At 64.4% G+C, this 13,442-nt stretch carries 12 protein-coding genes; 7 read left to right on the top strand and 5 right to left on the bottom strand.

Translation table 11 applies throughout. The features are described 5' to 3' along the window. The first annotated feature begins 101 nt into the window (after positions 1–101). Entirely contained in the window at positions 102–806 is a 705-nt protein-coding gene (gene aqpZ, locus P3S72_RS18605) for an aquaporin Z (protein WP_276193534.1), read from the top strand. Positions 807–909: 103 nt separating this feature from the next. Here aqpZ and P3S72_RS18600 read toward each other — a convergent pair whose 3' ends face one another. Then, positions 910–1,452, bottom strand: coding sequence for an acyl-CoA thioesterase (locus P3S72_RS18600; RefSeq protein WP_276193533.1), 543 nt, complete (start codon positions 1,450–1,452; stop codon positions 910–912). A 108-nt stretch (positions 1,453–1,560) separates the two neighbouring features. Here P3S72_RS18600 and P3S72_RS18595 point away from each other — a divergent pair, with 108 nt between their 5' ends. Beyond that, entirely contained in the window at positions 1,561–2,520 is a 960-nt protein-coding gene (locus tag P3S72_RS18595) for a helix-turn-helix domain-containing protein (protein ID WP_276193532.1), read from the top strand. A 60-nt stretch (positions 2,521–2,580) separates the two neighbouring features. Here the strand turns inward: P3S72_RS18595 and P3S72_RS18590 are convergent, their stop codons facing one another. Further along, positions 2,581–3,006, bottom strand: a complete 426-nt coding sequence (locus P3S72_RS18590; protein ID WP_276193531.1) for a hypothetical protein — start codon at positions 3,004–3,006, stop codon at positions 2,581–2,583. Positions 3,007–3,150: 144 nt separating this feature from the next. After that, entirely contained in the window at positions 3,151–3,873 is a 723-nt protein-coding gene (locus P3S72_RS18585) for a pirin family protein (protein WP_276193530.1), read from the bottom strand. 180 nt (positions 3,874–4,053) lie between these two features. Here P3S72_RS18585 and P3S72_RS18580 point away from each other — a divergent pair, with 180 nt between their 5' ends. Both P3S72_RS18580 and P3S72_RS18575 read left to right on the top strand, forming a co-directional pair. Next, positions 4,054–5,004, top strand: coding sequence for a GlxA family transcriptional regulator (locus P3S72_RS18580; RefSeq protein ID WP_276193529.1), 951 nt, complete (start codon positions 4,054–4,056; stop codon positions 5,002–5,004). Between the two features lie 150 nt (positions 5,005–5,154). Further along, on the top strand, positions 5,155–6,606 hold the full coding sequence (locus P3S72_RS18575) for a winged helix-turn-helix domain-containing protein (protein ID WP_276193528.1): 1,452 nt from the start codon (positions 5,155–5,157) through the stop codon (positions 6,604–6,606). Here the strand turns inward: P3S72_RS18575 and P3S72_RS18570 are convergent. Both P3S72_RS18570 and P3S72_RS18565 read right to left on the bottom strand, forming a co-directional pair. After that, complete coding sequence (locus P3S72_RS18570; RefSeq protein WP_276193527.1) at positions 6,553–9,315, bottom strand: winged helix-turn-helix domain-containing protein; 2,763 nt, start codon at positions 9,313–9,315, stop codon at positions 6,553–6,555. The two genes, P3S72_RS18575 and P3S72_RS18570, sit on opposite strands and share 54 nt — an antisense overlap. A 58-nt stretch (positions 9,316–9,373) precedes the next feature. Further along, positions 9,374–9,769, bottom strand: a complete 396-nt coding sequence (locus tag P3S72_RS18565; protein WP_276193526.1) for an AraC family transcriptional regulator — start codon at positions 9,767–9,769, stop codon at positions 9,374–9,376. A gap of 204 nt (positions 9,770–9,973) precedes the next feature. Between P3S72_RS18565 and P3S72_RS18560 the strand changes: the two genes are divergently transcribed. The 3 genes from P3S72_RS18560 (at position 9,974) to P3S72_RS18550 (ending at position 13,421) form a co-directional block, all read left to right on the top strand. Then, positions 9,974–10,885 (top strand): LysR substrate-binding domain-containing protein, encoded by a 912-nt coding sequence (locus P3S72_RS18560; RefSeq protein ID WP_276193525.1) that lies wholly within the window; start codon positions 9,974–9,976, stop codon positions 10,883–10,885. 110 nt (positions 10,886–10,995) lie between these two features. Then, positions 10,996–11,586: an antibiotic biosynthesis monooxygenase gene (locus P3S72_RS18555; RefSeq protein ID WP_276193524.1), complete on the top strand. Its 591-nt coding sequence runs from the start codon at positions 10,996–10,998 to the stop codon at positions 11,584–11,586. Then, complete coding sequence (locus tag P3S72_RS18550; RefSeq protein ID WP_276193523.1) at positions 11,583–13,421, top strand: amidohydrolase; 1,839 nt, start codon at positions 11,583–11,585, stop codon at positions 13,419–13,421. The genes P3S72_RS18555 and P3S72_RS18550 overlap by 4 nt, the downstream gene beginning before the upstream one ends. Positions 13,422–13,442: the final 21 nt, after the last annotated feature.

Raw genomic sequence — 13,442 nt, 5'->3', positions numbered from 1 at the left:
GCGCCTTGGCGCCTGTTGCTACCGTCACCCAGGACCTCCCACATCCTGTGGTGACGGCGATTGCCACGCCCTTCGAGCAGGGCCGTGGCGTTTGAAAAGCAATGGAGTTGATTGTGCAAAAGCGTTTGACCGCAGAGTTTGCAGGTACCTTCTGGTTGACGTTCGGCGGGTGTGGCAGTGCCATTCTGGCGGCGGCATTCCCGGAACTGGGGATCGGTTTTCTGGGAGTGTCCCTGGCGTTCGGGCTCACCGTACTGACCATGGCCTACGCGGTCGGCGGCGTCTCGGGCGGGCATTTCAACCCGGCGGTGACCATTGGCCTATGGGCCGGGCGCCGCATTCCCAGCGTCGATGTGCTGCCCTACATAGCCGCTCAGGTCGCGGGTGCGATTGTCGCCGCCGCCGCCCTGTTTGTGATTGCCAGCGGGCAGCCAGGCTTTGAAGTGGGTGGTTTTGCCGCCAACGGCTATGGCCCGCTGAGCCCCGGCCAGTTCGACATGAAGGCGGCGTTGCTGGCCGAACTGATCGCTACGTTCTTCTTTGTGCTGATCATCATGCGCGTGACTGCGCCGGGCGCGGTTGCCGGTTTTGCGCCGATTGCCATCGGCCTGGCGCTGACCTTGATTCACCTGATCCTGATCCCCGTCACCAACACTTCGGTCAACCCCGCGCGCAGCACCGGGCCGGCGTTGTTCGCTGGCGTCGAGTACCTGGCGCAACTCTGGGCGTTCTGGCTGGCGCCAATTGCCGGTGGGGTGTTGGGTGCGTTGGCGGCGCGTGGGTTGGAGGAGCGCAGCCCGGCTTGAATCGAGAAAGGGGGGAATCAAGCGTATTCCCCCTGCTAACGGGGCCCGGCACGTAGCGAGAGACGACGCTGGCGCCCACTTGAAGACGCTGGCATCCGCCGGTTCACGCCTGTTCCTCGCCGCGCAACTGCACGCTCATCGCATCGCAACTCTGCGCCCAGTCGCTCAGCCACTGCGGCATGGGCGGCGAGGCTTCGTCCAACCCCAGCTCACGCACAAAATCCGCCGGGGGCAGGGTGCCCTTGGCTGAGCGGAACAGCCCGCGCATCACCACCACGCCGACCACCCGACCCTTGCTGACGAAACGGTGCTCCATCAGGCTCCACTTGTGGTCCCAGCCGAGCATGCGGGTGTGTACCTCGAACACCTCGAATAACTTGAGCTCGCGGCGAAACTTGCCCCAGGTATCGCCCACGATCGGCAGCGCCTTGTTGCGCAGAGCCACGCGAAACGCGCCGGTGCGCAAGACAAAATCCATCCGCGCAACGTCCGCCAGGGAAAAGTAGCGGCCATTGGTGACATGCCGGTTGAGATCCAGGTCCAGCGGCCACACCCGCATGCGCACCACGGTGGTAGCGAGGCCATCGGCAGGTTTGCGCCAGGGGCGACGGCAGAGCATGTACAGCAATCGAAACCAGAGATTCATAGAGACGCCAAACAGTTAATCAGTGGCAGCACTGTAAGGGCGCGAAATCGGCTAAGGTAGGTGCGCAAATGACTTATTACATGCCAAAAGCGCAAAAAAGGTCCATGAATGCACATTACCTTGCTCCTGGCCGATCACTGTTCTACCGCCAGCGCCACCCTGGCCCTGGAAATGCTCAGCGCCGCCAACCTGTTTGCCGACAGCCCGCCCTTCGAGGTTGTGGTCGCGTCCCTGGACGGCCAGGCCGTGAACGCCTGGGGCGGGCAGCGTCTGCAAGTGGACTGTTCGACTGCACAGATCGCGCAGACCGACCTGGTGTTGATCCCCGGCTTTCTCTTCACCTTAAAAGAGGCTTTGCCGACGTTTGCCGCCTTTGGCCCCTGGCTGCGCGAACAGCATGGGCGCGGCGCTGTGCTGGCTTCGATGTGTACTGCCGCCTTTGTGTTGGCTGAAGCCGGTGTACTGCAAGGTTTGCATGCCACCACTCACTGGGCCTTTGCCGAGCTTTTCCGGCGACGCTACGCGGACGTGATCCTCGATGACGCACAGATGCTCTGCGAAGAAAATCGCGTGATTACCGGTGGTGGTGCCAGTGCGGCGATGGACTTGATGCTCCACCTGATCCGCCGCTTCGGCTCGCCGGAACTGGCTCACACCTGTGGCAAATATCTACTGATCGACACGGTGCGCACGGTGCAGTCGGTGTACGCCATGTGGTCGTTGCCCAAGGGCCATGGCGACGCAGAGATACTGCGCGTGCAGCATTGGCTGGAGCAGCACTGCGCCCAGGCGCTGGTGATTGACGACGTGGCCCGGCGCTTTGGTTTTGGTGTGCGCAATTTCAAGCGGCGCTTCAAGGACGCCACCGGCTATACGCCGATCGCCTATGTGCAGACCCTGCGCCTGGAGCGCGCCAAGCAGATGCTGGAGTCGACGCGCATGACGCTCGAAAGCATCACCTACGCGGTGGGCTATGAAGACAGCAACTCGTTTCGGCGCCTGTTTCAGCAGCGGGTGGGGATGCTGCCGGCGGCGTATCGCAAGCGATTTCAAGCCAACAACCGATGAGCAGACGAAAAAAAACCGGCTGATCAGGCCGGTTTGGGGTGCTGCGCAAACAGCGCGGGGTCAGGCGTTGTTGCTGTGCAGGCGATCAGCGCCGCCTTCGGCCAGACCGCGTTCTTGCAGGCGATCAGCGCCGCCTTCGGCCAGACCGCGTTCTTGCAGGCGATCAGCGCCGCCTTCGGCCAGACCGCGTTCTTGCAGGCGATCAGCACCGCCTTCGGCCAGACCGCGTTCTTGCAGGCGATCAGCACCGCCTTCGGCCAGACCGCGTTCTTGCAGGCGATCAGCACCGCCTTCGGCGACACGACGTTCCAACAGCCGTTCAGCACCACCTTCAGCGACACGGTTGCCTTGCAAGCGATCCGCACCGCCTTCGGCGACGCGATTTTCGTTGAGGCGATCAGCGCCCCCTTCAGCGACGACAGGGTGGGCAAAAGCGTTTGCTGCAAGTACCGAGAAAGCGAGGCTAAGCAAGAGTTGGCGTTTCATGAGAGTGTGCTCCGAGTGTTTGATTAGGGTGTTGCCTGGTGTGGGTTTGATGTTACGCGTTGCCATTTTTAAGAGAACTTCATTGGGTTGATGGTGACTATCGACGCCAGCGATAGCCCGTGTGGGCGGGCTATCGTGGAGCGGTCACGGCATCTGCGGCAGTTCCAGGGGGCGCAGGTCAAACACCAGTACTTCGGCATCCTCACCGTGGCTCAGGTGGATCTGGCGCTCATCGCGCACGCGGGCACCGTCGCCTTCCTGCAGGCGCTGGCCGTTGATCTCGACGCTGCCACGGGCCACATGGATGTACGCGTGGCGGTCCGGCGCCACGTCCAGGCGTGCGCTTTCGTCGGCGTTGAACAGCCCGGCGTACACCCGTGCATCCTGACGCACGTGCAGGGAGCCGTCGGCGCCATCCGGCGCGATGATCAACTGCAAGCGGCCACGTTTCTGCGCTTCGCTGAAGTGCTCTTGCTGATAGCGCGGTTCTGCGCCGGCCACATTCGGCACGATCCAGATTTGCAGGAAGTGCACGCCACGGCTCTGGCTATGGTTGAACTCGCTGTGGGCTACGCCGCTGCCGGCGCTCATCAGTTGCACATCGCCGGGGCGGATCACCGAACCGGTGCCCAGGGTGTCCTTGTGTTCCAGGGCGCCTTCGAGCACATAGGAGAAAATCTCCATGTCGCGGTGCGGGTGCTGGCCGAAGCCACGGCCTGCCGCGACGCGGTCATCGTTGATCACCAGCAGGTCGGAAAAACCCTGTTCGGCGGGGTTCCAGTAGTTGGCGAATGAGAAGGTGTGGAACGACTTCAACCAACCGTGATTGGCGGCGCCGCGATCGGAGGCTTTGCGAAGGGTCAGCATGGTGGTGTCCTCAAGTCAGAGCGGGCTGCGAAATGCAGGGCGCTTGCGTTGAGAAGAAGGTTACTGGTTACTGAAATATTCATTAAGAAGCTGATATCTGAATAACTGTCGCGCTGAAGTTGACAGTCTCAGGCGTGGCATAATTGCCGCTGCCTTCCTTCCTGATGGACGTCTCTCTCTATGAACACCGTGGCCATGGCGCTGTTTCCAGACTTCCTCCTGCTCGACATGGCCGGGCCGCTTGAAGTGTTTTCGATTGCCAACCGCTACCTGCCAGCGGCGCAGCACTATCAGATCCTGACCATCGGCACCGAGCCCGGCCCGCTGCGTGCGTCCAATGGCGTGGTCGTCCAGCCCGACCTGCTGCTGGCCCAGGCGCACGAGGCCTATGACCTGCTGCTGGTGCCGGGTGGCCCCGGTGCCTATAACGAATGCCACCCCGACCTGTTGCCCTGGCTCATGGCCGCCGCCCCGCGCGCGCGGCGCTTCGGCTCGATCTGCACCGGCGCCTTTGTGCTCGGGCATGCCGGGTTGCTCGACGGCCACCGCGTGACCACCCACTGGCATTACACCGAGCGGCTGATCAAGGCTTTCCCCCAGGCCATCGTCGAAACCGACCGCATCTACCTGCAGGACGGCCGCCTGATCACTTCGGGTGGGGTGACGGCGGGCATCGACCTGGCGCTGTCGGTCGTCGCCCAGGACCACGGCAAGCAGGTGGCGGTGGACGTGGCCAAAGTGCTGCTGGTGGTGATGAAACGCCAGGGCGGGCAGGCCCAGTTCAGCCCGATGACCGCCGCCGTGGCGCCCCAGGAAACCGCGATCACGCGGGTGCAGAACCAGGTGCTGGCGCATCTGGACCAGCCGTTCACCATCGAATCCATGGCGGCGCTGGCGGGCATGAGTGCGCGGCACTTTGCGCGGCTGTTCGCCAAAGAAGTGCAGATGACGCCCATGGCGTTCCTGCAGGGCGCGCGCATCGACCGCGCCCGGCACCTGCTGGAAACCACCGACCTGCCGCTCAAGACCGTGGCCTTTCACGCAGGCTTCGGCAGCGTGCGACATATGCGCTTTCTGTTCAGTGAAAAACTCGGCCTTAACCCCACCCAATACCGACAGCAGTTCAGTTAACGACAGGATGTCCGTCTCGCGCACCCGATTGTCCGTATCGCTCCCCGTGCCAGCATTGCCCTGTCACGGCGAGCTGGCAAGATAACGGCAGGCCCATGGAAGAAGGATGCGCAGGCGCCCAAGCTCGGGTGTTTCAGCGCTTTTACGCAGATGAACAACGACCATGCGATGCGCTTTGGCCCCTACACCTTTCACCGCCAGCAGCGCCTGGTCAGCAAGGCGGGCATGCCTGTGCCGTTGGGCGGGCGCGCTCTGGATATCCTGGCGGTGCTGCTCGAAGCGCCCGGGCAATTTGTCCGCAAGGACACCCTGATCGCCCGCGTCTGGCCGTGCAGCGTGGTGGAAGAGAACAACCTGCGGGTGCATATCGCCGCTCTGCGCCGTGCATTGGACGGCCGTCGCTACATTCTCAATGACCCCCAGCGCGGCTATTGCTGCGTCGCACCGCTGCAGGATGCCGCCCGCCACGTGGCACCGCGGCACAACCTGGCGACCCGGCTCAGCCCGTTGATCGGCCGCGACGAACTCTTGGGTGCGCTGGTCCGGCGCCTGTGCGGGCAACGCCTGATGACCTTGACCGGAGGCGCCGGCGTCGGCAAGAGCAGCCTGGCCCTGGCGTTGGCCGAGCGCGTGTTGCCGCGTTATCGCGACGGCGTGTGGTGGCTGGATCTGGCCAGCGTCGACGCGCCCACGGCAATCCTGCGCCACGTGGCCCAGACCCTTGGGCTCGAGGCGTGTGACAGTGCCTCGGCGTTATCCCGTCAATTGGCCTCGCGCCAGTTACTGTTGGTGCTCGATGGTGCCGACGTATTGCTCGGTGCCTGCCGTCATCTGGCGCGCGCGCTGCAGGCCAGCGCGCCCGGAGTGACGCTGTTGTTGAGCAGCCGCGAAGCCTTGCGGGTGCCCGGTGAATGGGTGCAGCGCGTGCCTCGATTGGCGCTGCCGATGCCGTCCGCCTGGGGCAGTGTCGAGCAGGCGATGGCCTACTCGGCGGTGCAGGTGTTCGTTGCGCGTGTACGCGCCAGTCAGCAAGGGTTTGCCCTGCGCTCCCAGGACTTGCCGGCGCTGCGCGATATCTGCCGCCGGCTCGACGGTATCCCTTTGGCCCTCGAACTGGCAGCCGCCCAGGTCGACGCCCTCGGCGTGCAGGGCTTGCAGGTGCAATTGCGCAGTGGCCTGCAAGTGCTGGCGCGCGGTCGGCGCACGGCGGTGGAACGGCACCGATCCCTGGCGGCGGCCCTGGATTGGTCATACGAGCGCCTGAGCCTGCCGGAGCGCTGGATGTTCCTGCAACTGGGGCTGTTCAAGATGGCGGTGAGCTTGCCTGCGCTGACTCAGTTGATCGCCGGCACCGAGCTGGCCCACGCCGACTTGTCTTACCTGCTGCGGCGACTGGTCGACACCTCGCTGCTGAGCGTGGAACCCGGTCTCGGTCCCGAGCGTTATCGCCTGCTCAACAGCGTGCGCAGCTACGCCCTGGCGCAACTGCGCGACCCGCTGCAGGTGGCGCAGTTGCAGCAAGGGTATGGGCATTATCTGGGCGCGTTTTCAGGCCGGCCGTTTGTCTTGCAACTCGTCGAGCAGGCGGCGCACGCCGATTAGGTCCTGGGTGGCGAACCCTTCGGTGAATCGAGTGTAGACCGCGTTCAGCAGCTCGTGGGCCGCTTGCCGGCGGTCTTGGCGCTGCCACAGCCGCGCCAGTGCGGTCGCACTGCGTAACTCCCAGGCCAGGGCACCTTGCTGGTGCGCCAGACCCAACGCGTCGAGCAGCAGTGCTTCTGCCGCCTGGGGATCGTCGATGTGCTCGGCGCGCACCCGCAGAATCTCCGCAGTACACCAGCCGGCCGCGCCGTTTCTGGCGCGTTCGAACATCGCCGCGTCCACCGCAGTCGCGTTGAAGGTCACCAGGGTGTCTGCGACCAGGCCGAGCCCCTGCAGGTCTTCGTCTGGCGCCGTACCGGCGTAGTGTCGGGCCCAGGTGTGAAACAGCTGCACCGCGTGTTTTTGCGCTTGTTGCATCAACAGGTCCAGCAGTGAGCGCGCCGAGGTCGCGTCGCCGTTGTAGCGGGCAATGACCACCCCGGCCAGGGCCAGGGTGTAGCAGATCGAGGTGCCGTGGTTGATCTGCAGCGCCAGTTCCAGGGCCTGGTTCGCGGTGCGCCAGGCGCGCTCCGGGAAGCCCCGCAGCCACAGGATGCGGGCGAGGATCGTCAGTGAGGCCACGCTCTGGTCGTACTGCACGCCGAAGCCATGGGTGAACCGGTTCAGATGGCCGCTGTGGGCCATGCGCTGGATCACCTGTTCGGCATTGTGCTGGGCCATTGCCTGGTCACCTGCAAAGTGCTGGGCCAGTACCCGCAGGCGTTGGGCGCTGAGGTCGAGCAAGGGGGCGGCCTGGGGGCCGAGTTGATCGAAGTGCAGGCTTTGCGCAAGCGCCTGGCGATAGTTGCCGCAACACAGGTTGACCGCCATGTGGCCCGACACCGCACGCAACTGGCCGCTCAGGTCATTGTTCGCTTCGGCCAGGCGCCGCGCGCAGGCGAAGGCGTCAATGGTCTGCGGCGTACCGCCCTGGGTGTGATACGAAAAACTGCCCAGCGCCAGTTGCAACGCCATGTGCAGGTGCGGGTTCGGCGCCGGCGATTGCGCCAGCCGCGCGAGCGCCTTACCCACGTACAGCCCGTGCTCCCTCAACAGTGACAGCTCCTGCCACAACGGCATCGCGCTGACCGTCAGGCGAATCCCCAACAGGTGCGCACCCTGGTCGCCCAGGCCCCAATCCAGCGCGGTGCGGATGTCTTCGCGCAGGGGCGCATAGCGGTCGATCCAGGGCTGGGTCGCGGTCCGTTCCCAATCTTCCCGTGCCTGTTCCATCAAGGCCAGGCAGCGTGCGGCGTGGCGTTCGCGGGTGGTGTCGAGTTCAGCGGCCACGCTGAGCTTTTCCAGGGCGTAGGTCCGGGTGATGTCGAGCAGGCGGTAGACCATCTCTTCATCTGCGGGCTCGACATTGAGCAAGGACTTGGCCACCAGTTGGGTGATCGAACCCAGCACCTCGGCCGGTGCGATCTGCTCCCCGGCGATCACCGCCGCCGCGCTGGCCAGGCTGAAGCCGCCGCGAAACACCGCCAGGCGGCGCAGGCAGATCTGTTCGCAGGGCGAGAGCAGGTCGAAACTCCAGTCCAACGTGGCGCGCAAGGTCTGCTGGCGGGGCAGGGCGCTGCGGCGGCCACGGGTCAGCAGGCGAAAGTTGTCTTCCATCTGCACCAGCAGGCCTGGCAGGCCGAAGCGTTCGATCTGCGCCGCCACCAGCTCGATGGCCAGCGGGAGACCGTCGAGGCGCTGGCAGATATCAATCGCCAGCGGCAGTTCGGCTTCGCTGAGCGCGAAGCTGTCCTGATGGGACATGGCCCGTTCGATCAACAGTTGCAGGGCCGGATAGCCCAGGGCCTGGGCACGGTTGCCGGTGGCGGGCGGGCAGGCCAGCGGCTCCAGGCGCTGCACGTATTCACCCTCGGCACGCAGTGCTTCACGGCTGGTGGTGAGGATGTGCAGGTCGGGCGCATGGCGCAGCAGGGTTTCGCTGATCAGCGCGATGTCGTCGAGCAGGTGTTCGCAGTTGTCGATCACCATCAGCAACTGGCGCGCCTGCAGGCTGCGCGCCAGGGTGAGCAGCGGCGCGTGTTCGGCGGGTGTGAGGTCGAGCAGGGCGGCGAGGTTGGGCAGGATCATCGACGGCGCGCTGAGGGGCGCCAGGTCCAGCAGGCGAATACCGTCGCGGTAATGCCCGATCAACAATTCGGCGACGCGCAGCGCCACCGTGGTCTTGCCGATGCCCCCCGCGCCGGTCAGGGTGATAAAACGTTGTTGCGGCAATTGCTGCACCAGCTCATCGATCAGCGCCTGGCGGCCGATCATCCGCGTGCGGCGCAGCGGCAGGTTATGGGCCTGGCTTTGGGGAATGCCGTCGGCTGGAATCGTCATCGGTTCGATGCTCAGTGGCGCCACAAAACTGTAACCGCGCTGGGCCACGGTGACGATATAGCGCTGCCCGGCCTGGCCATCGCCGAGGGCCTTGCGCAACGCCGCCATATGCACCCGCAGGTTGCCGTCTTCGACCACGCTTGTGGGCCAGACCCGCGCGATCAGTTCCTGCTTGCTCACCACATTGCCGGCCTGTTCCAGCAGGATCAGCAGGATCTCCACCGCCCGCCGTCCCAGGCGCAGCGGCCGGCCCGCCTCCAGCACCAGGCGTTGACGCGGGTGGATCCGGTACGGGCCGAAGTGCACGGCCTGTTCGCTGAGGTCGCTCATGCCTGCGCATGCTCTGAGACAAGGGGCCGCCCAGCATATTCCACGCGTGCAGCGAGCACTAGGCCGCAATGACCTGCTTGTGGCGCAGTTGGTGATTGCGCCAGGTCATCGGGTTGACGCCTTCGCTGCGGGTGAACATATGGCAGAAGTGCGCCTGGTCGCAGAAGCCACATTCCAGGCTGATTTGCGTCAGGCTCAAGGAGGAACCGGTGATCAGCTCCTTGGCGCGCTGGATACGCTGTTGGCGAATCCATTCCTGCGGCGACAGCCCGGTGGTGCATTTGAAGGCGCGGGAAAAATGGCTGCGCGACAGTGCGCAGGCCTGGGCCAGGTCGGCAATCGTCAGGCTTTCGCCGAGGTTGGCGAGGATCAGTTGCTTGGCGATACGCTCGCGCCGGGAGCAGAGGCCGCCGGTCGCGCAAATGCTTGGAGCACAATGCTCAAGTCGGGCCATGACGAATATCCGTGGTCGATGGGAGCGTTCCCGGTGAATGGATGCAGTGTAGACGGCCTCATTCTTGGTACAGGGCCGTCCGGCTGACGAGTTAATCGTTGTTAATTTCGCCCGGTGCGGGTGAAAAAAAGACAGCACAGGTGTGCAATCGCGCTCGCCTGCCGCGTGCTTAGCTAGTGCTCTGCTAACTGTTTGGATACCGCCATGAACCGCAACGACCTGCGCCGTGTCGACATGAACCTGCTGGTGATTTTCGAAGCGCTGATGTTCGAGAAGAACCTGACCCGGGTCGCTGAAAAACTCTTCATAGGGCAACCGGCGGTGAGTGCGGCCCTGGGCCGTTTACGTGATTTGTTCGACGACCCGTTGCTGCTGCGCAACGGGCGCGGCATGGAGCCCACGCCACGCGCGATGGCGATACTCAATGAGCTGCAACCGGCCATGGACACCATCTCAAGCGCCGTCAGCCGCGCGAAGGATTTCGACCCTTCCACCAGCTGTGCGGTGTTCCGCATCGGCCTGTCCGATGACGCCGAGTTCGGCCTGTTCCCGCCGTTGCTCAGCCAACTGCGTGACGAGGCACCGGGGATTATCGTGGTGGTGCGCCGCGCCAATTACTTGTTGATGTCGTCGCTGTTGGCCAGTGGCGAGATCACTGTTGGCGTCAGCTACACCACGGATCTGCCGGCCAATGCCAAGCGCAAGAAACTGCGCGACATACCGTGCAAGGTACTGCGCGGCGATGGCGGCATAGCACCGCTGACCCTGGACGAATACTGCGCGCGGCCCCATGCCATGGTGTCGTTCTCGGGGGACTTGAGCGGCAATATCGACCTCGACCTGGCGCGTATCGGCCGGGCGCGCCGGGTGGTGCTGGCGGTGCCGCAATTCAGCGGATTGCGTGCGTTACTGGCGGGCACGCAGATCATCGCGACGGTGCCGGACTACGCGGCGTGTGCCTTGACCGAAGGCACCACGTTACGCGCACAAGACCCGCCGTTTGCCATCGACGCGGCGGAGTTGTCGATGGTGTGGAGCGGGGTGCATGACAACGACCCGGCGGAGCGTTGGTTGAGGAGCCGGATCAGCGCGCACATGTCCACTTTCCCTGTGTAGGCGCCCCCTGAAAGGTCGCCCCGCCAAACAGCACAAACATCCAATTCCGAATTGCGCGTCGCCGCCAAACTCCCCCCATCGCTCAGCTCTCAAGGGGGGAAGAACACACCATGAACCCAACACCCGAAACCAGCCCCGACGAAGTCGTCACCCTGATCGTCAAACACCGGATCAAATCCGGCAGCGAGGCTGACTACGAAGCCTGGCTACGGCGCATCGTGCGCATCGCCGGCGAGCGTCCCGGCCATCTCGGTGTCGACGTCGTGCGCGGTAAACAGGATGGCCTTGCGCTGTTCACCTGCGTGTTGCGCTACCGCTCCACCGACGACCTGCAACGCTGGCTCGACTCCCCCCAGCGGCACACCCTGATCGAAGAAGCCGCGCCGATGTTGGCCGACGGCGACCAAACCGAAATCGGTGCGGTCAACGAGTTCTGGTTCACGCCGCAAACCGACAGCGTCGCCAAACCGCCGCGCTGGAAACAGGCCGTGGTCACCCTGTGTGTGATCCTGCCGCTGACCCTGCTGGTGCCGATCGTGTGGGGGCCGATATTGCGCCTGCACCCGTTGCTGTCCAACTACCTGGTCGCCACCTTTCTGGTGACGGTGACCATTGTGGTGCTGGTGGTGTACCTGCTGATGCCGGCGGCTACCCGCTTGTTCGCTCCCTGGCTTGAAGCCTCTGTAAAGGAAACCCTATGAACGCCGATCTGATTCTGTTCAATGGCCAGTTCCACACCGTGGACCGTGAAAACCCGCGCGCCACCGCCGTCGCCATTCGCCAGGGGCGCTTCGTGGCCGTGGGCACCGACGGTGAAGCCATGGCCCTGCGTGGCAGCGCCACCCAGGTCATCGACCTCAAAGGCCGCACGGTGATCCCCGGCCTTAACGACTCGCACCTGCACCTGATCCGTGGCGGCTTGAACTACAACCTCGAACTGCGCTGGGAAGGCGTGCCGTCCCTGGCTGACGCGCTGCGCATGCTCAAGGATCAGGCCGACCGCACCCCCACGCCGCAATGGGTACGCGTGGTGGGCGGCTGGAACGAATTCCAGTTCGCCGAAAAGCGCATGCCGACCCTGGAAGAACTCAACCAGGCGGCGCCGGACACCCCGGTGTTCGTGTTGCATCTGTACGACCGCGCCTTGCTCAACCGCGCCGCCCTGCGCGTGGCCGGCTACACCAAGGACACGCCCAACCCGCCGGGCGGCGAGATCGTGCGCGACAGCCACGGCAACCCCACCGGCATGCTGGTAGCGCGGCCCAACGCAATGATTCTCTACTCGACCCTGGCCAAGGGCCCGAAACTGCCGCTGGAATACCAGGTCAACTCGACCCGTCAGTTCATGCGCGAACTCAATCGCCTCGGCCTGACCAGTGCGATCGACGCCGGCGGCGGTTTCCAGAACTACCCCGATGACTACGCGGTGATCGAGCAACTGGCCAAGGATGAACAGCTGACGGTGCGTATCGCCTACAACCTGTTCACCCAAAAGCCCAAGGAAGAACTCAGCGACTTCAAAAACTGGACCGGCAGCGTCACCCTGCACCAGGGCGACGACTACCTGCGCCACAACGGCGCCGGCGAGATGCTGGTGTTCTCGGCGGCGGATTTCGAAGACTTCCTCGAACCACGCCCGGACCTGCCGCTGAGCATGGAGCAGGAGTTGGAGCCGGTGGTGCGCCACCTGGTCGAGCAGCGCTGGCCGTTCCGCCTGCACGCCACCTATAACGAATCGATCTCGCGCATGCTCGACGTGTTCGAGAAGGTCAACCGCGATATCCCGTTCAATGGCTTGCCGTGGTTTTTCGACCACGCCGAAACCATCACCCCACACAACATCGAGCGCGTGCGCGCCCTCGGCGGCGGGATTGCGATCCAGGACCGCATGGCATTCCAGGGTGAGTACTTTGTCGAGCGCTACGGCGCCAAGGCCGCCGAAGCCACGCCGCCGATCAAGCGCATGCTCGCCGAAGGCGTGCCGGTCGGCGCGGGCACCGACGCCACGCGGGTCTCGAGTTATAACCCGTGGACCTCGCTGTACTGGATGGTCAGCGGCCGCACCGTGGGCGGCCTGGAGTTGCACGCCGAAGGCCTGCCGCGCCTGACCGCGCTGGAACTGTTCACCCATGGCAGCGCCTGGTTCTCGTCCGAACAGGGCAAGAAGGGCCAGATCAAGGTCGGCCAGTTGGCGGATGTCGCCGCGCTGTCGGCGGATTTTTTCAGCGTCGATGAAGAGGCCATCAAGTGGATCGAGTCGGTGCTGACCGTGGTCGGCGGCAAGGTGGTGTACGGCGCCGGCGACTTCGAAGATTACGCACCGCCGCGCGTGCCGGTGCTGCCGGACTGGTCGCCGGTGGTCAAGGTGCCGGGGCACTGGCGTCCGACTTCGGCGTTGCAAGCCCAGGTTCACCAGTGCAGCGGCCCGTGCGGCGTGCATTCCCATCGCCATGAAAAAGCACGCCTTTGCAGCGTGCCGGTCAGCGACTTCCAGGGTTTCTGGGGCGCGTTTGGCTGCTCGTGCTTTGCGTTTTAATCAACCCACCTCTTTTCACAA

It is taken from the genome of Pseudomonas sp. D3, from assembly GCF_029320995.1.
Lineage (GTDB): Bacteria > Pseudomonadota > Gammaproteobacteria > Pseudomonadales > Pseudomonadaceae > Aquipseudomonas > Aquipseudomonas paraveronii.
The sequence above is the reverse complement of the archived record's forward strand: the minus strand, read 5'-3'. Positions and strand labels throughout refer to the sequence as shown.